The 17,441-nt window shown below is 36.2% G+C and carries 15 protein-coding genes, 4 tRNA genes and 1 other RNA gene; 10 read left to right on the top strand and 10 right to left on the bottom strand.

The window, feature by feature from the left end; all coding sequences use genetic code 11:
* Window positions 1-115: 115 nt before the first annotated feature.
* Window positions 116-2,281, top strand: coding sequence for a ComEC/Rec2 family competence protein (locus tag BM130_RS01460; RefSeq protein WP_237706147.1), 2,166 nt, complete (start codon window positions 116-118; stop codon window positions 2,279-2,281).
* A 100-nt stretch (window positions 2,282-2,381) separates the two neighbouring features.
* Window positions 2,382-3,722: a Trk system potassium transporter TrkA gene (trkA, locus tag BM130_RS01455; RefSeq protein WP_010527943.1), complete on the top strand. Its 1,341-nt coding sequence runs from the start codon at window positions 2,382-2,384 to the stop codon at window positions 3,720-3,722.
* Between the two features lie 3 nt (window positions 3,723-3,725).
* Here trkA and BM130_RS01450 read toward each other — a convergent pair whose 3' ends face one another.
* From BM130_RS01450 to ffs, 6 genes are all read right to left on the bottom strand, one after another.
* Window positions 3,726-4,343, bottom strand: a complete 618-nt coding sequence (locus tag BM130_RS01450) for an L-threonylcarbamoyladenylate synthase (RefSeq protein ID WP_010527944.1) — start codon at window positions 4,341-4,343, stop codon at window positions 3,726-3,728.
* Window positions 4,344-4,478: 135 nt separating this feature from the next.
* Window positions 4,479-4,551: transfer RNA gene (locus tag BM130_RS01445), tRNA-Gly, on the bottom strand.
* 4 nt (window positions 4,552-4,555) lie between these two features.
* Window positions 4,556-4,640, bottom strand: a tRNA-Tyr gene (locus BM130_RS01440).
* A gap of 118 nt (window positions 4,641-4,758) precedes the next feature.
* Window positions 4,759-4,832: transfer RNA gene (locus BM130_RS01435), tRNA-Thr, on the bottom strand.
* A 119-nt stretch (window positions 4,833-4,951) separates the two neighbouring features.
* Window positions 4,952-5,025 (bottom strand) — tRNA-Thr (locus BM130_RS01430).
* A 7-nt stretch (window positions 5,026-5,032) separates the two neighbouring features.
* Window positions 5,033-5,126: signal recognition particle sRNA small type (gene ffs, locus BM130_RS01425), an RNA gene on the bottom strand.
* 498 nt (window positions 5,127-5,624) lie between these two features.
* Here ffs and BM130_RS01420 point away from each other — a divergent pair.
* Both BM130_RS01420 and BM130_RS01415 read left to right on the top strand, forming a co-directional pair.
* On the top strand, window positions 5,625-6,158 hold the full coding sequence (locus tag BM130_RS01420; protein ID WP_010527945.1) for a DUF4199 domain-containing protein: 534 nt from the start codon (window positions 5,625-5,627) through the stop codon (window positions 6,156-6,158).
* Complete coding sequence (locus BM130_RS01415; RefSeq protein ID WP_010527946.1) at window positions 6,158-7,105, top strand: glycosyltransferase family 2 protein; 948 nt, start codon at window positions 6,158-6,160, stop codon at window positions 7,103-7,105. Before BM130_RS01420 ends, BM130_RS01415 begins: the two co-directional genes overlap by 1 nt.
* A 47-nt stretch (window positions 7,106-7,152) precedes the next feature.
* On the opposite strand, the gene BM130_RS01410 is transcribed toward BM130_RS01415, so the two are convergent.
* Genes BM130_RS01410 through BM130_RS01400 form a run of 3 tightly spaced genes read right to left on the bottom strand, consistent with a single transcriptional unit; the run spans window position 7,153 to window position 9,118 of the window.
* Window positions 7,153-7,611 carry an NUDIX domain-containing protein gene (locus tag BM130_RS01410; protein WP_010527947.1) on the bottom strand — a complete coding sequence of 153 codons (459 nt, stop codon included), beginning with the start codon at window positions 7,609-7,611 and terminating at the stop codon, window positions 7,153-7,155.
* A 59-nt stretch (window positions 7,612-7,670) separates the two neighbouring features.
* On the bottom strand, window positions 7,671-8,537 hold the full coding sequence (gene miaA / locus BM130_RS01405; RefSeq protein WP_254771972.1) for a tRNA (adenosine(37)-N6)-dimethylallyltransferase MiaA: 867 nt from the start codon (window positions 8,535-8,537) through the stop codon (window positions 7,671-7,673).
* 56 nt (window positions 8,538-8,593) lie between these two features.
* The gene (locus tag BM130_RS01400; protein WP_010527949.1) at window positions 8,594-9,118 is read right to left on the bottom strand and encodes an IS1096 element passenger TnpR family protein; all 525 of its coding nucleotides are present in this window, start codon (window positions 9,116-9,118) and stop codon (window positions 8,594-8,596) included.
* A 431-nt stretch (window positions 9,119-9,549) separates the two neighbouring features.
* Between BM130_RS01400 and BM130_RS01395 the strand changes: the two genes are divergently transcribed.
* The 5 genes from BM130_RS01395 to BM130_RS01375 all read left to right on the top strand — a co-directional run bounded on the left by BM130_RS01395 (window position 9,550) and on the right by BM130_RS01375 (window position 14,103).
* A complete protein-coding gene (locus BM130_RS01395; protein WP_081474949.1) occupies window positions 9,550-10,716 on the top strand; it encodes a BamA/TamA family outer membrane protein in 1,167 nt (388 codons plus the stop codon).
* A 134-nt stretch (window positions 10,717-10,850) separates the two neighbouring features.
* Entirely contained in the window at window positions 10,851-11,390 is a 540-nt protein-coding gene (locus tag BM130_RS01390) for a hypothetical protein (RefSeq protein ID WP_010527951.1), read from the top strand.
* Window positions 11,391-11,568: 178 nt separating this feature from the next.
* Window positions 11,569-12,435, top strand: a complete 867-nt coding sequence (locus BM130_RS01385) for a tetratricopeptide repeat protein (RefSeq protein WP_052298957.1) — start codon at window positions 11,569-11,571, stop codon at window positions 12,433-12,435.
* A gap of 3 nt (window positions 12,436-12,438) precedes the next feature.
* A complete protein-coding gene (locus BM130_RS01380) occupies window positions 12,439-13,320 on the top strand; it encodes a sensor histidine kinase (protein WP_010527953.1) in 882 nt (293 codons plus the stop codon).
* Window positions 13,321-13,332: 12 nt separating this feature from the next.
* The gene (locus tag BM130_RS01375; RefSeq protein WP_010527954.1) at window positions 13,333-14,103 is read left to right on the top strand and encodes a LytR/AlgR family response regulator transcription factor; all 771 of its coding nucleotides are present in this window, start codon (window positions 13,333-13,335) and stop codon (window positions 14,101-14,103) included.
* Here the strand turns inward: BM130_RS01375 and BM130_RS01370 are convergent.
* Entirely contained in the window at window positions 14,029-14,706 is a 678-nt protein-coding gene (locus tag BM130_RS01370; RefSeq protein WP_074964232.1) for an AidA/PixA family protein, read from the bottom strand. The genes BM130_RS01375 and BM130_RS01370 overlap by 75 nt on opposite strands.
* Before the next feature lie 752 nt (window positions 14,707-15,458).
* Between BM130_RS01370 and BM130_RS01365 the strand changes: the two genes are divergently transcribed.
* Window positions 15,459-17,057 (top strand): tetratricopeptide repeat protein, encoded by a 1,599-nt coding sequence (locus tag BM130_RS01365; protein ID WP_138956900.1) that lies wholly within the window; start codon window positions 15,459-15,461, stop codon window positions 17,055-17,057.
* Window positions 17,058-17,441 lie beyond the last annotated feature (384 nt).

The raw sequence follows: 17,441 nt of genomic DNA, 5'->3' as shown, positions 1-17,441 counted from the left end.
TAATATTAACAGACGGTTTGGACGAGGTTAACAAGATTTGACTTTTGTTACAGAAATAAGTATAATTGTTGTGCTAATTCCCTTGACAATGTGTTAGATAAATTTTATGGTGCTCTTGGATTATTTTAAGAGAGTTCCGTTTTTGCGATTTGTCCTGGCATTAGCCTTGGGGATTTATGGCGGCAATATTAAGGGAAGTTATGGTGTGACTTCTCACTTTCTGCTTTTGGCAATATTATTTATTGTTCTCTTAGTTTTTCATTTCTCTTTCCGGCTCAGTCAGAAATATTCCTTACGGTGGGTGATTGGAGCTTTGTTTTTACTCTTTCTTTTTTATTTGGGATTTGTGTCGGGGCACTTGTCGCGTGCGACAGAAACAGATAAAACTTATAGGGTAAAGGCGTTGGGGAGGGTACAAGATGCATTTGTTACCCAATCAGGTTATTGGCGGGTGTTTGTTCGTCCCATGGAAATAGAGTATGGCGATTCTATTCCTATTAGTCATACCGATTCATGGTTACTTTTTGTTAAATCTACAGAAGATTCTTTAGCGCTTTCTCTTTCACCGGGTGATGTGATATTATTTGATGCCGGGCTAAAAGGAACGATGCAAAGTAAGGTAAATCCCGAAGCATTTGATTATGGGAAATATCTTTTTAGGCAGGGTATATCTTTTTCCGGTTTCGTGGATAAAAACAATTTGAAGGTTCTTGAACGCAAACCTTCATTGTACAATATTCGTTCTTTAACGTATAGGATACGCAACCGGATTATTGAGATATATAAAGCTGCAGGCATTCAGGGTCGTCAATTACAGTTATTGTCGGCCTTAACGCTTGGTATGCGGTATTTGCTTGACGATGAAGTGAAAGAATGGTTTATCCGAGCCGGTGTGATACATGTTCTGGCTGTCTCAGGTTTGCATGTGGGGATTGTCTTTTTGATGTTTAAATTTATAGCGGATTGGTTTTTGCCAAAGAACAATTGGGCTCGCTTAATTTTAGTTATTGCCGGATTATGGTTTTATGCGTTCCTTACCGGCGGCGCCCCATCTGTATTTCGTGCTGTTATAATGTTGTCGTTAGTTCAGGTCGGCAATTTTCTTGGACGAAGAACCAATATTTATAATCTTCTGAGCTTATCCGCCTTTATCATACTTATTATCCAACCGAATTCAATTTTCCATGTTGGTTTCTGGTTAAGTCATTTGGCAGTTGCCGGCATAGCCACCTTTTATCCATTATTCCGGAAACTCTATAGCCCATATAACATATTAATAAGGCCGGTATGTGATTTAATGTCTGTATCATTGTCTGCCCAATTAGGAACGTTGGCCCTTTCCCTGCACATTTTTAAGGCATTCCCCTGCTGGTTTTTGTTATCCGGATTTCTTATTCTGCCGGTTGTCGGGCCTGTTTTGTTTCTGTCAATGGTCTTGGTATTGGTATCAAAAAGTTCTTTTCTTTCAAAGGTATTTTCCGGGGCATTAAATGATTTGTTAACCTATATGATAGAAATGACGCAATGGCTGGACAGGTTACCCTATGCATATGTTAGCGGCATTCATGTGAGTTTTTCGATGATGGTATTGATATATTTGTTTATAGCCAATTGGGCAGGATGGATTTATTTGAAAAAAAGAATACTCTTTTTGTTATCCTTACTTTTCCTGGTGATAATTGTAGGAATGTTAAATGCGACTTACATTCGCAAAAGGACTACCGGTGCATTTGTTGTTTTTTATTCTATGAAAGATGCGTATATTGGATTAATAAATAATGGAGCGGGAGAGTTGTATCATAATGCCTCTACATATGATAATGCTGACTTTATTTATGGCGGATTCTTTACGAAATATGCCATAGAAATGGAAGAAAAGACCGTCAATCAAACAGAAGATGCAGAAATATTAATGTTCCCAACCCCCGAAGGAGTCTTTTTAGGGTTGTCTAATGTTAATCTATCAGAAATAAAGGTAGTCCGGGAACAGCAAGATGAAATAAAAGGAGTCGTAATTTATGGAAAAATTCGTGGAAATCTTTTGAATTTCTTGAAGCAAATAGGATGTTTTAACTTAATTGTAACGGGTAATGTCCCCCGGTGGCAAGTTGAAAAATGGGAAAAATTGCTCGATACGCTTGACGGTACTATACATTATGTTCCTGATAAAGGAGCATATGTGGAATTTTTTAAACACTCAATATTGGATATCCTTCCAAAGTTCAATTTTTATAATTTAATTTGTCGCGATTTTTCAAGCAGGAATATGATATCAAGATGAGACGAGCATGCCCGGAATGGTATATTGCACCAAAAAAAATGTATAAACCTAAGGTCATGGGAGTTTCATCAGACCAATGAATTAGATAAATTTAATACTGATGAAGATACTTATTGCAGGCGCAGGTGAAGTTGGAACGCACCTGGCCCGGCTATTTTCCAATGCCGATCATGATGTAACGCTGCTGGATGAGGATGAGGTTAAATTACATCGGCTCAGTCGATTGCTTGATGTAATGCCTGTGAGAGGGTCAGTGACTTCTATTCGTGACCTGTTGGAGGCCAGGGTCAAATCGGCTGATTTATTTATTGCCGTCCCCCCTTACGAAGAAGTAAGTATCCTTTCTGCTATGCTGGCCAAAAAGCTTGGCGCCAAAATGACCATAGCCCGTATCAATAATTATGAATATCTGCAACCCGAAAATAAAGAATATTTCCGGCAACTGGGCGTAGATGAAATGGTGTATCCCGAGCATCTGGGTTCTCAGGAAATAATAGCTTCTTTGAAACAGGTGGGAACGCGCCAATTGTTTGAATTTTCCGAGGGTAGACTGTTGTTGCTTGCCTTAAAAATCCGTAATAATGCCCCTATTGCCAACCTTACCTTGTCGGAAGCTTCAGCCCTACATGAGGTTAATGATTATTACACAGTGGCCATTTACAGGGATGGTAAAACCATTATACCCAGAGGGGATAGCCGCTTTATGCATGGAGATTTGGCTTATGTGATTACCACCCGGGAAGGAATACCTCAAGTATTGGCTGATGCAGGTAAGCAGCAGTTCGAGATTCACAATGTGATGATTCTTGGGGGTAGCCGTATTGGGAAAAAGGTAGCCAAGGAGTTAGAGCATCATTATAAAATAAAACTAATTGAAATAAACAGAGAGAAAACCTTAAAGCTGGCTGATTTTCTGGAACATACTCAGGTTGTTAGTGGCGATGGACGAAGTCTTGAACTTCTTAAAGAAGAGGGTATACATAAAACCGATGCCTTTGTAGCGGTAACCGGAAATTCGGAAGTGAATATTTTGGCGTGCCAAATGGCCAAAAAGATGGGAGTCCGCAAAACCGTTGCAGAAGTTGAAAATATGGACTACATAGACCTTGCCGAAAATATTGGCATTGGTACACTCATCAATAAAAAGCTGATAGCCGCCAGTTATATTTATCGTTATACCATGAAAGCCCGTGTTTCTCACGTTAAATGTCTGACGGCTACCGATGCAGAAGTGCTGGAACTTACTGCCCAGCCCAATTCTAAAATAACAAAAGGGCCATTAAAGAAAATTGATTTGCCCAAAGATATGAATGTGGGTGGTGTTACCCGAGGTGATAAAGTTTTTATCGCCAACGGTGATACTCGTGTTCAACCGGGTGATAAGGTGGTTGTCTTTGCGCTTCCTTCGGGAATAAAAAAGGTAGAAAAATTGTTTTCTTGAACGTTATAGTTGAAGAATTCCTTTTCCTTCCCGAACAACTTTATATTCTAAGTCGTTAGTGCAATCCACTACGGTAGAGGCGATATTACCACCGTAACCGCCATCTATTACCGCATCAACCAGATCTTGATATTTTTCGTGGATTAGCTCCGGGTCGGTGGTGTATTCTATTATATCGTCCTCATCTTTGATGGAAGTGCTGAGAATGGGATTTCCAAGTTTACGAACTATTTCTCTAATAATGGCGTTGTCGGGAATTCTCAGCCCAATGGTTTTCTTATTGCTTTTAAAAAATTTAGGCACATTGTTGTTGGCCGGCAATATAAAAGTGAAAGGTCCGGGTAGGTTCTTTTTTAGGATTTTGAATGTGCTGTTGTTGAGCGGTTTGGTGAAGTCGGAAAGATGGCTTAAATCGTGACATATGATAGATAAATGGTCTTTTCGGGGATTAATGCCTTTAATTCTGCTAATTCTTTCCAATGCTTTGGTGTTGTTGATATCGCATCCTAAACCATAAACTGTGTCAGTGGGATAAATAACAATACCTCCGTCTCGAAGAATTCCAACAACTTTTTCTATTTCACGAGCATTAGGATTGTCGGGATGTATTCTGATTAACATGGCTACACGTTTTAGTTTAAAAACAAATATAGGAAATGAAGCTGAATAATGTAATAACTGAAATCCGGAAATGTAGCCAAGAGAGAATAGAAAACGAAAAAGGTTGCCTGAAATGAATCAGACAACCTTTTCATGAGCGGGAAACGGGACTCAAACCCGCGACCCTCAGCTTGGAAGGCTGATGCTCTATCAACTGAGCTATTCCCGCAAGATGGTGGGGAGAGCAGGATTCGAACCTACGAAGGCTAAGCCAACAGATTTACAGTCTGCCCCGTTTGACCGCTTCGGTATCTCCCCGTTAAATTACTATTAAGATCTTTGCAAGCCTTATGAACTCTTGCGTTTGGGACGACAAAGATAGAAAAAATTTCTTTTATCCAAATGCTCTTCACAAAAAAAAATATTTTTTTTTCTGAGCCAATAGAGGGATTCGAACCCCCGACCCGCTGATTACAAATCAGCTGCTCTGGCCAACTGAGCTATATTGGCTTTTTATAAATATCAACAATGCTTAAAAAAGTATTGTCTAAAATAGCTTGCCATTTTGCAAAGAGCCTGGCAGGGACTTGTCTTCCCACAATATTCAAAGAACTAACCATATATTATTGAGCCAATAGAGGGATTCGAACCCCCGACCCGCTGATTACAAATCAGCTGCTCTGGCCAACTGAGCTATATTGGCAGGTGGGTAAGCTACCTATATCGCACCGCTACAACCGCCTACCCTTGCTGCCGTCAGGCCCTGGGGGAGTTCAGCAGGAGCTGGTCGTATAGGACTTACCCGGGCGCAAAAGTAGGAAATTTAATATTGTCCACAAACATCCAATGAAAAATTTTTTTCTTTTTTAGTGGTGGCATTTTCTAAAATATTTGCAGTCAATAGCTTTTAGATGGATAATTTTTTATTTCTCATAAAATGAAACTTCATGCTGGCAGAAGATTCAATTTATTCAATCAAATAAAGATGAGGTTCAATGAAGATTTGTCGTTAATCCAATAATGGCGCTTGTGTTTTTTCAATACTTTTTATGTATTTTAGCCCATTGTTTACGGCTATATGCGGGTGTTTAAAACGGATAACAATTGAAGATTTTATGCCGCCATTATGTTTTTGCTTTTTAGCGGGGCGAATGTGTGGTATGATATTTATTGAATAGGTGGGTTGTATTTTTTTAATTTATTCCACTTTTTCAGTTGTTTCCTTAATTTTATTTAGGTGCCAGCTTTTGAATTTGGATTAAGCAGATAATAAATAACAATTTTCAGAAAATCAAAAAGAGTATGAATAAACATAAATCGAGATTTGTACTTAATCAAGGAACATTTATGGGTCTGGCTTTGGTGGCTGTTTATTTTCTTGTCCACCTGATAGGACAGATGGATTCTTTCATTCATAATATTCTGACATGGGTTGTTTATGCCGGGTTTATTTACAAATCTATGGCTCGTTACCGTGATGAGTATCAAAAAGGGTTTCTATCCTATGGACAAGGAGTATGGATGGGAACCAGGATGGGTATTTTTGCCGGAATTATAGTGGGTGCATATTTGTTTTTATATCTGAAAGTAATTAATCCTGAATATTTGAATGAAATGATTGTTCAGATGGAGGAAGCTTATTTAGAGATGGGATTTAAAGAGGACGAAGTAGCCCAAATGTCAGAAATGTTTTCGCTAACGACTAATCCTGTGATTTACATCTTTTCTGGAAGTTTGGGCGCCGGCTTTTCAGCTCTTATTTTTTCATTGATAATAGCTATTTTTCAGAAAAGGAAAGGTGATGCATTTGCCGAGGCTATGAAAGAAATTGAATAATGGATTTATCTATAATTATACCCTTATATAACGAAGAGGAATCATTATCCGAATTGATTGGATTGATCGACCGGGTTTTGTTAAAAATGAATGTGTCGGTCGAAGTAATAATGGTTGACGACGGTAGTACCGACCAATCGTGGTCGATTATTTGTCAATTAAAGAATCAATATGCCTATATTCGGGGAATTCGATTTCGTCGAAACTATGGGAAATCAGCTGCATTAAATACCGGTTTTGAAGCTGCCAAAGGCGAGGTGGTCATTACTATGGATGCAGACCTTCAAGATAGTCCGGATGAGATTCCTGAACTTTACCGAATGATTAAAGATGAGAAGTATGATTTGGTGAGTGGTTGGAAAAAGAAACGCAGAGATCCTTTGAATAAAACACTTCCCAGTAAGCTCTTTAACCGTACGGCCCGTTATGTTTCAGGGATTAAACTGCACGACTTTAACTGTGGATTAAAAGCCTATAATTCGGAAGTGGTAAAGAATATTGAAGTCTACGGGGAGATGCACCGCTATATACCTATATTGGTCAAGCGCGCAGGGTTTTCACGAATAACTGAGAAAGTGGTATACCATAGGGAACGTAAATATGGGGTAACCAAGTTTGGAATGGATCGTTTCCTAAAAGGTTTTCTGGACCTTTTATCAGTGATGTTTATTTCCAAATTTGGCAATCGCCCCATGCATTTGTTTGGTGCTTTGGGGACGCTGATGTTTCTTCTTGGTTTTGGATTGGCCTTCGGTCTGGGTGCCCGCAAACTTTATTGTGTTGCTCATGGGATTCAGGCTCAGTTGGTTACTGATAATCCTTTCTTTTATATCGCATTGGTTTGTATGATTCTTGGTACTCAACTTTTTGTGACAGGCTTTTTGGCTGAGCTGGTTACACGAAATCAACCCGAACGTAATGTATATTCCATTGCTGAGGAAATTTGATGAATTGAATGTAAAGATTGTTTTTAAAAAAGGTTCAAGAATGTAATTTATTTTTGCCTTTTTTCTTTTAGGAGTTTTTCGACAACTATTTTGTCGATGGGAAAAGTCATTTCATCAGGATTTAATAAGGATAAGGGAACCCATCTGAAAATTTGAGCACCGTTTTGTAGCACCTCAAAATCAAATTTCCTAGAGGTAAATTTGATATTATGTTCGGCCGGAAGTTCGAAGGTATAATATATGCTAATTAGCTGGGTTTTTTCGAAAAATAGGGCTGGTTGAAAAAAATCGGTGGTATAAAAATGTCCGGTAACTTTTATTTCTAATCCCATTTCTTCTCGGCATTCACGTTTCAGGCAATCTATTGTGCCTTCACCAAATTCCAATCCTCCGCCGGGAAATTTTGTCATAAACATGTCCATGGCGTATTCATCGGTCACCAACAGGTGGTCATTTTCAATACAAATGCCGTAAACCCTTATGTTAAAATAATTTCCAGATAGCATGGCGAATTAAAAAGCCAGGGTCCTTCTCAGAAGATTGTAAACCGCGAGAAAGATATGTTTTAGTTTTGGACCCCGGCCTGTTTAATAGTGTTTTCAACAAAGTTAATAACTTCATCGGATTTTTCAGGAGAAAACCAGTTAATTTCCGGGTCTCGTCTAAACCATGATAATTGTTTCCGTGCGTATCTTCTTGAATTTCTTTTTATCAATTCTATAGCTTTCTCTCTGGATATGTTATTCATGAAAAAATCAAATAGCTCTCTGTAGCCTACAGTGTTTAAGGAGTTTAAGTGTCGGTGCGGGAACAGCTCCCTGGCTTCTTCTTCTAATCCTTTTTTTATCATCTTATCAACCCGGCTATTGATTCTTTCGTGTAGAAGGAGACGATCCATATCCAGTCCGATTTTTATAATGTTAAATGGTCGGATTTTTTTTGTATTAGTACGTAACTGAGAATAAGGCTGGCCTGTCATCAAACAAATTTCAACCGCATGAATAATTCGTTGCGGATTTTTTAAATCTACCTGTTTATAATATAGGGGATCGAGTAATTTTAATTGTCGACGGATACTTTCCAAACCCTCTTGTTGGTATTGTAGTTGTAATTGGTTTCGTAATTCTGGGTCAACGGTGGGCAGTTCATCGATACCGTTGCAAAAGGCATCGATGTATAACATGGACCCTCCACATAAAATAATGATGTTGTTTTCAGAAAATAATTGCTCGGTTATCAAAAGAGCTTCTTGTTCATATTGATAAGCATTGTAATAGTCAAATATTGATTTTGTTCCAACCAGAAAATGAGGGACTTTTTGTAATTGCTCATCAGTAGGCCTGGCAGTCCCAATTTTGAGTTCTTTGTAAATTTGACGAGAATCGGCCGAAATAATTGCAGTTTTGAAGTGTTGGGCCAGGTATATACTCAAATCAGTTTTGCCGATTCCCGTTGGCCCGGCAATAACAACGACAAACTTATTATTTTTCAAATCCACTCCTCCTCATCAAATGAAGTCAAACCATTATCTTCTTCGTCAGGGAATATATCATCCTCTTTCAATTCATTATCCTCGAAGTCATCGATATCAAGATTTTTTATGGCATCCTGATCAAATTGAGGTGGGGGAGTTCCTCGTCTTCTAATACATGTGGGTTGGGTAATGGTTTTATCTTCCATCTCATACATTTCCATAAAAAGGGAGCGTTCCGTGAAAGGATCGAATACGTATAACAACCTTTGTTTCTTTTCAGTAATTAACTCGCCCAATTTGGTTTGATCCATTACTTTAATTTGAGAATTCTCCTCACCAGTCATGTCAATAAGGGTAATTTCCGTTTCTTTATGCCAATTCCGATCCGTAATATAGAATGAGGTTATTTGACTCTTGTCGTATCCTAGCTCTTGAACGATGAAATTGTGCAAGTCAAAGAAGGTGGCCTGACTATCAATGGCCACTTCTCTGATGAATTCCTCATTCTCGCTGGATATTATTCGAAATTTATATATCATATTTGCAATGACGTTTTAGTTGGTGATTATAATCAAATTTGACAATAAATAGGCAAAAATGTTTAAATAAATTAGAATGAATTATTATTGGTGGTGTATTTAATGGCGACAATATTGGTAACTCAATATTAATTTAAAAGGTATTTCGATGCATCATATATTTAAGCTATGAATATAAAATAATTGAAAATATGAATGTTAAGTGATTTGTATTATTGATGGCAAATGTAGTAGGTTTGTATCATTCGGTCAAAAAACAGAATTAAAATAAACCGAGGATTAGGGCCTAGCAATAAGGCTTACCAAAGTAAGCATTTATAGCCATGCGAGTTCCATTGGGCTAATGATTAAAATAATTTGTAAAAATGAAACGGAAATCTGGCGGTTTTGTTACAAAAAATGGAGAATAAAGAATTTAATTGGGGAAAATTATGGCTTATCGACAAAATAGACTTGTTGCTTTTTGTGTTTTCTGGATAGTAACAGTTTTATTTTTTCTTACACAAAATATAGAGGTTTATGGTAAAGGAATTTCCAATAAGGGTGATACATTGGAATACAACATTATTGTTAACCTTGGAGAGCAAGTGTTGGATTGGGTTACATGGGAAGAAGAGCAGTATGTATTTACCATTTATCCTTCTTTAAGTGCCAGTGCCAGGAATGGATTTGTTTGTGGCCTTGCTCCCACCATCAAATGGAACAGTTTTAGGCCGGGGAAATCAAATACCTTGACTGTAAATATAGAGACATCAACCAAAGGAGTCTGGCAGTTTCAGCTTGAGCATGAGTGGTTTTTTCATCCACAATGGATGACCAGTGGGGAAGTGTTCTTTATTGATCGAACTGATCAGTATTGGTTTGAGGATGAAAATATGGAATCGTTTTATTTTGAAAGAGAGGAGTTTCGTTTGAAATGGGACCTGCTTAATAATATTTTTTCTAAGGTATGGGTAGGGGCAGAGTGGCTATTTAGTTATAATGTTTTTTCAGATGAAGCCGAAGGGCAATTTCTGCTGAACGGTACTGAGGGGGCCACGGGCGGGTGGTTAATAGGCATCGGTCCAAAATTTGAATTTGATTCCCGAAGTAGAACCATTGCTCCGCAAAAAGGAACATGGATTCAATTTTCTCCTTCTTTTGTTGGGCCCTGGGGATGGGCTAATTATCGATATTTTAGAACGACACTGGATGTTCGACATTACCACAAGTTAAAAAAAGACAAATCTACCCTTGCATTTCAAACCATCCTTGATTTTGCTGGTTCTAAGGCACCATTTTATGAAAGACCACAAATAGGTGGTAAAGAACGATTAAGAGGAATCGCACATCCTTTATGGAAAACCGGAAATGCAATGTGGATGCTTAGAGGTGAATGGCGACAACATATTTGGTGGAGAATCGGTGGCGTTTTTTTTACCGAATTTGGTGAGGTGGGAGAGAACTTTAAAGATCCATTTAATAACATAATTAAATCGATAGGGGGAGGATTGCGATTTAGGATGCTACCCCATGATCCGTTAAATGTTCGCTTCGACATAGGTGTATCATCCAAAGGAACTGCCGGATTTTATGTGTCTCTGAAAGAAGCTTTTTAGTTTTTTAGGTAAATTGTTATTGTCGAACAGAACTCCCACTTTTTTGTTGTTACGTAATAATCAATATTTTTATTAGCTTTGAATAGGATTGAAAAAAATTCAGTTTTTGCTAACCAAATTAAATAATGTACACCATGAAAAAGACAATTGCTATTTATGTAGATACTGATAGTATGATCAGGTTTTTTAAAGATGATCCGGCATATGGTACCGGAAATAAGCCTTATAATGCCGATAGCTTTTATTCGATGGATGCTCCCGAGGTATTATTCAGAGGTCAGCATATTTTGCAACTTGAAGCTAATTGTCAATACAAAATTGAATTAAAGGCATCTTCAGGTAAATTGCAATTGACACCTATTAAATATGATAAAAGCTTTTCAAAAGCCCCGGAAGGGGATATGATTTTTTCAATGATTAGTGATAAAACACCTACTTTAGAAGAATGGGGACAAATAATTGATTTAAAAAACACAAAATATGAGTATACTGTTGATGGTTTATTGTTAGTAAAACAAGGGGCAGACGGATTTTTTTCTGTAAATACCGTTCAGAAAATAACTTGTTTCAAAAATCTTAAATATTCATTTCTGTTTAAAATTGCAGGAACAGATAAAATAGGATTTATTGACCCATTCATTTCGAATCGTTCAGAAGATGATGGGAAAGATTAAATCCGAGATCTTTCTTCTGGGACCCTCAGGAAAATGATTTTAAATTATTGAGAAATTTATGATTTATTGTTCGCTGTGCTCCATCCTTAAAGGTTTACCAATTTGTGGTCAAGTATTTAACTTCATTCCCAATGGTTCATGTTTGAAATATTGTAGGTCCCTTGTTTTCATAGTTTGTTTGGTATTTTACTTTTTTAAAACCGATGCCCAAAATTTTGACCCAAGAGATAGCCTGCAACAAGTTCTTCGGCTTGAAAACAATGATAGTGTAAAGGTACTTTTGCTGTTAGAACTTGCGAAACTTTCGGATGGCAGGCCTTTTGATGGTTTTTTGTATGCCCGTGATGCACTTCAATTGGCTGAAAAGAATGGTTATCATGTACTAAAAGCCAGAGCGTTAGAGAATATTAGCCTGTTTCATCGAAAATTGGGCAACTATTCTGATGCTGTAGAAGCATCGTTTAAAGCCCTTCAGGTTTATGATGAATTGGGGTTATGGGAAAGAAAGGCTGATTTGCAGCTACAAATAGGGACTCATTTGTCCAATGATAAAAATTTTCAAAAGGCTATTCCTTACATAACCATGGCGCTCAATTCTTTTCGGGAAAGGGCCGATACTTTTAGAATGGCATTGGCACTCATTAATTTAGGAGAAACATATCGATTGAATGGCAACACTGATAGTGCTGAATATTGTTTTACAGAATGCCTTCAATGGAATACTTTTTTGGATAATCGACAGATTGAAGGGTATGCTACGGGAAATTTGGGAATGGTTTTTTTGGATAAGGAAAAGCCCGATAGTGCCATAGTTTTGCTGAAACGGGCGTTGGATATTCTTGAAGGAATGGGGGATGCTTATTCGGTATCTGTTTATCTTTCAGAAATGGGGAAAGCTTATATTTTAAAGGGGAAAAAAAATGAAGGTGAAAATATTTTTAAATCTGCCTTAGAGTTAGCTAAAAATGAGAGATTAAAAGAGCAGATCAGAGATATGAGTAAATATTTGTCCGAATTTTATGAAAAAAACGGCGTATTGGATTAAGCGTTGGCCTTTCGAAAGCAGTACGAAATTTATAAAGATAGTTTGGTCAATATCGAAAATGTTCGAAAAATAGAACAAACCGAAAATCAATATTTTCTTAATCTTAAAGAGGCCGACATTCGATTTTTAGAGGAGCAAAACAGAAACAAGAGAAATATACTCATCTTGCTTTCTGTAGGCGCATTTATATTACTCAGCTTATTGGTTTTTGTTTATAGTCTTCAGCTATCTCGCAAAAAAGCACTGCGAAAAGTTTCTGAACAAAAGGATATTATTGAGAAAAGAGAAAAAGAAAAGGCTTTGCTGCTAAAGGAATTAAATCATCGGGTGAAAAACAATTTGCAAATGGTATCCAGCATGTTTTCTCTCCAGGCTGGACAGTTAAAGGGTGAACCCGGGGCTGAAGCCCTTTTGGCTGCCCGTCATCGCATAGAAGCTCTTATGTTGATTCATCAAAAACTTTATCGTGATGATGTGGATACTACCATCGATCTGGTCGATTATATTCGCGAATTAACCAACAATCTTGTCTTTGGCTTAACCCGGAAAGTTAATTTAATTCTTGACTTATCACCTGCTTACCTCTATATTGATTCAGCCATCCCATTAGGAATAATTTTTAACGAGTTATTAACTAATGCTTTAAAATATGGATTTAAAGACAACGTGTTAACGTTAAATGTGAGCTTAAAAGAGGAAAACAACCAATTGTTTTTAATCATTGCCGATAATGGTGCTGGTGTTCCTCCCGGTTTTGATATGAAAAAGAGTAGGTCGTTGGGATTAAGATTAGTTTATACATTGGTACAACAATTAAATGGTCAAATTAATCAATTCAACGATAATGGTTGCAGATGGGAAATAGTTTTAAATATAAATAACTGAAGAATTAATAAAATGGATAATTCAGTTAAGGTACTTATTGTTGAAGATGAATATTTGATTGCAGAGGATATAGCCATGCGTTTGGAGGAGATGGGATTTGGTGTAACAGATACCGTTGATAATGTGGATGAAGCAATTCGGTTGCTTGAAAAAAATTCTATTGATATTTTATTAATCGATATTTCTTTAAGAGGCACAAAATCAGGAATAGATTTAGCAGAGGTTATTAATGAGCGATTTCATCTGCCATTTGTGTTTCTTACCTCGCTGGCTAACCAATCTATATTAGAGAAGGCCCGACAGGTAAAACCTGCCGCTTATTTGCTAAAACCTTTTAATGACAGGCAGGTTAAGGTGGCCATTGAACTTGCTTTATTTAATTTTTACGGTGAAGCAGGGAAAACAGATAATGAGGATGAGAAAATAGAGCCTGATACCCAATTGTTACCCGCTGATGGCTTTTTACCTATTCCCGGCTGCTTGTTTCTGAGAAATGGTAATTCTTTTTTAAAAGTGCTGTTTGATGACATTCTTTGGTTAGAAGCCGATAGTAATTATACAATTATTCATACCAGAAATGGAAAATTTACTTATTCTTGTGTTCTTAAGAAATTTGAAGAGAAACTTCCATCAAACGATTTTGTCAGAGTGCACCGCTCTTTTATTGTTAATTTGAAAAATGTTACAGGTTTCGAAGGTAATCTGCTTTTAATTGGAGACAAGGAAATCCCTGTTAACAGATCTTATAAGAGCTTGGTCTTTAAACGTTTCAGGATTATCTGAAATTATTTCCAATGAGGGTCTAAAATTGATGAAAGAGTGCATTTTTAAATTGCACAGTTGAGTTTTCTTTTGCCAGTGGTTTTGATTGATGATTATTTGTAATTCAATGGTATAAGCTATTGGATGTGTTTTGTTTAAGATCGTTGAAGGTTTGGAAACTGCCCGATATTTGGAAATTACATGATTTGCAGACCAAAATTGTTTTAGGTCACTGAAATAAGGCGGAATCATTAAGTGATAATTTTGTATTTCTTGAATTTCTTGAGGATAAGTATAAAAAATAGTTTTCCATAGCTGCTCATGACTTTTTTCAGGATAAATTGCTTTGATTTTTATATCCATATTGGTTTGCGAGTTTGTGTTTTCAACCCACCACCTTATTTCGTCGCCTGGATAGGCATTAATGGTAAGGTTTGGTGAACCCATTCCTGATTCGACGAATTTTTTTTGGGTGATCATTAAAACATGCTTCCGATTAAATGGGAAATGGCCTAGATCTATTTCTGGAATATTTTCATGTTTTTTTAGTGGTGTTGGGATGCTATAATCCCTTATGATGCCTATGGCATCAACTAATATGAGAGTTCCTATAATATTTTTCATCTTCATAATTAATTAGTAATCTTTATTTAATTCCATGGTTGAAGGAACCTACTTATTTTTATCTGTTTAATAACCCCAATTCCCATGGGCTAAATTATGATATCTATAAATTTTTTATTAAAAGTGATTATTTTTTTTTTACTGTGAAACTGAAATGAGTGAAGGGTATGAAATGTTGAGTAAGTGCACAAAAACTTTTAGTTGAATATTTTTACAAAGAACAATGTTGTGAGGTGTTATTAAACTTCTTATTTTAGCGACATTAAAAAATAGTTTCATTGCAGATGAGAGATATGGATTTTTGTTTCTAATAATAGAATCCTTTTTAGTAAAAAACGGAATAAATTTAAGGATGAAACGAACGTGACCAATGAAGCTTGTTTCATCAAGAACATGTGTAAAAAGTACAAAAGCAAAAGGCAGAAGAAGTTTTGGGTGATTAGTGGACAGTCTTTAGTGTTGGTTTTAAATTTTATGTTCCATTCAACCAATAACCTATGACTAAGTTTATTCGAATGAAACGAGCATGGTGACTTTTGCCACAAAAGGACATGTATAAATTTTGTTAAGCCATGCGAGTTCCATCCAACCAATAACTTAGATAAATTTTATACGGATGAATAACCTATTGGGACGGGGCGTGGGATAGCCTGATTTATTAATTTATAGAAATGCGAGGGTTAATTCTTTTTTTTCTTCCATTGTTAATTTTTTTTTCGTGCCAAACCTATAATAAATCGGTTCGTCACCAGTTGATAGCCATTGATTCTCTTATATACAAAAACATTTCGGCGGCTAAAGATAGTTTGGAGCAAATGGATGCAGGCAGTTTGGATGAGAAAAATAAAGCCTATTATTATTTATTGAAGACTATAGTTGGGGTGAACACAAATCAAGCAATATCGAATGATTCCACTATTACAATTGCTGTTCAGCGATTTAAAGCTCCTATACCCAATAACAATTATCTTCGAGCAGTCATATATCAAAGCGTTGTGCGATTTCAGACCGGTCAATATCCTGATTCCATAATTTTTGATGCCTTCAAGGATGTGGAACAAATTTTAGCCATGAAACCTGATTTAATGTCGAGGCATACCCTTACTTATCTTTGGTTTTATATTGGATTATTACATCAAAGTAATAGTAATCATAAGCTGGCTGAAGAGTATTTTTCTCGTGCTTTAAATAATGCCCGGCAGATTAATAATGTGGAAAGTATTGTTAGTGCTTCACTTGGAATTTTTTGGAGTTATTTAAGAAATAGGAATTTTGAAGAAGCCGGAGCAGTGTTAAACCGTTTAGATTCCTTAAAAGATATTCCTCCCGAACGACAATTAGATATTTTAAATGCGCAAGGAGCTTATTATATTGTGAAAGGAAATAATTCCAAAGCGATTGGTTTTTACCGTGAAATAGAACGTTTAGCATCCAGTGTCTCCCGCAAACCCCGAATGCCCAATATTTATTATGCAATTGCTTTGGCTTATGACAGAATGAATTTGCCGGATTCAGTAATTTACTATGCTCAAAAGTCTATTAATAGCATAAATGATTCTTTACTAAATAAATATGATTACCACCATTTGTATGCTTATTTGGGTTCCAAAGCTTTGAAACAAAAACTATATCCTTTGGCTGCTCAAACCTATAAAGAGGCCTTTCAATTATTAATGAATTCAGTGGAAAGAAAAACAGAAAAACAAATATTGCAATTAGAGAAAAAATATGATATTTCTTTGGCGCAAATTGATTCGTTAAGGCAACGTCAACGTTATCAGAGGCTTATCTTTGTTAGTGTAGGGGTTTTTCTTGTTGCTATTTTCGTGTTTCTTATTTTCCTTCTGGATCTGAGAAAAAGTCGATTGGAACTGGAAAATGAAAGATTATTAAGGGTTTCAGCGGAGCAGAAAATGGAAAGTAATATGCGTGAAAATCAACAGAAAAAACATTTGCTAGATCTTTATCGGCTGATTACTAAAAGAGAAAATAACACCCAAAAGAGATTTAGTGAGTTGTCTCAGCGTTTAGTTAAAAACAATCCAGATATTTATAATGATTTAAATAATGAACTTAAACATTTAAAACGAGAATTTTTTGAGTTGTTGAAAGGATTAGTTGATGATGAGTTATTTTATTCCCACCTTTCTATTCCTAAATCTATTCCTTTAACCAACAGTGAAAAAATGATTCTCTTCCTCCTTTATTTTAAAATGCCAGGAAGTGAGATTACCAAAATTTTAGGGATTACTTCTAATAATTTTAGGGTTAGAAAATCTGTAATAAAGAAGAAACTTGCTGGTATATCGGAAGACAATGCGGTGATTCAATCTTTGAAAGGTTTATTTTAAAGATGGGATTGCAAATACTAATATTTGCTGATTTTTGAGTTAAATATTGGAGATTAAATGGATATTCATGTTTGTGAATTCATTTATTTGAGCCGTATTCTTGATTTCTGATCGATTTAAATGGATTTTTTTCTATTTGGTGGATCCTGTCCAATGTTTTGAAATATAGTTGTATAAGGCATTTGCCATTCACCCCTCCATTCATTTTTGTTGTTTCATTTATCCCACTATCATTAAATTTTAGTTATTTAAAGTATTAAATAACAATGTATAAAGGTGAGAATATGCATTAAAAAAAATGGGCTGGCTTAAATTGCTTGTTTATATTCTTGATCTGCGTTTATTTTGACCTTTGATTCTATTAGTAGAAAACAATTAAAATTT

Source organism: Thermophagus xiamenensis (assembly GCF_900112795.1).
Classification (GTDB): domain Bacteria; phylum Bacteroidota; class Bacteroidia; order Bacteroidales; family Marinilabiliaceae; genus Thermophagus; species Thermophagus xiamenensis.
The sequence above is the reverse complement of the archived record's forward strand: the minus strand, read 5'-3'. Positions and strand labels throughout refer to the sequence as shown.

What these genes read in the sequence shown, in the direction of transcription:
- BM130_RS01450 (WP_010527944.1), bottom strand. Translation starts at nt 4,343, where the DNA reads ATGTTAATCAGAATACATCCCGACAATCCTAATGCTCGTGAAATAGAA.
- BM130_RS01420 (WP_010527945.1), top strand. Translation starts at nt 5,625, where the DNA reads ATGAATAAACATAAATCGAGATTTGTACTTAATCAAGGAACATTTATG.
- BM130_RS01410 (WP_010527947.1), bottom strand. Translation starts at nt 7,611, where the DNA reads ATGCTATCTGGAAATTATTTTAACATAAGGGTTTACGGCATTTGTATT.
- BM130_RS01415 (WP_010527946.1), top strand. Translation starts at nt 6,158, where the DNA reads ATGGATTTATCTATAATTATACCCTTATATAACGAAGAGGAATCATTA.
- BM130_RS01370 (WP_074964232.1), bottom strand. Translation starts at nt 14,706, where the DNA reads ATGAAAAATATTATAGGAACTCTCATATTAGTTGATGCCATAGGCATC.
- BM130_RS01395 (WP_081474949.1), top strand. Translation starts at nt 9,550, where the DNA reads ATGGCTTATCGACAAAATAGACTTGTTGCTTTTTGTGTTTTCTGGATA.
- BM130_RS01390 (WP_010527951.1), top strand. Translation starts at nt 10,851, where the DNA reads ATGAAAAAGACAATTGCTATTTATGTAGATACTGATAGTATGATCAGG.
- trkA (WP_010527943.1), top strand. Translation starts at nt 2,382, where the DNA reads ATGAAGATACTTATTGCAGGCGCAGGTGAAGTTGGAACGCACCTGGCC.
- BM130_RS01375 (WP_010527954.1), top strand. Translation starts at nt 13,333, where the DNA reads ATGGATAATTCAGTTAAGGTACTTATTGTTGAAGATGAATATTTGATT.
- BM130_RS01400 (WP_010527949.1), bottom strand. Translation starts at nt 9,118, where the DNA reads ATGATATATAAATTTCGAATAATATCCAGCGAGAATGAGGAATTCATC.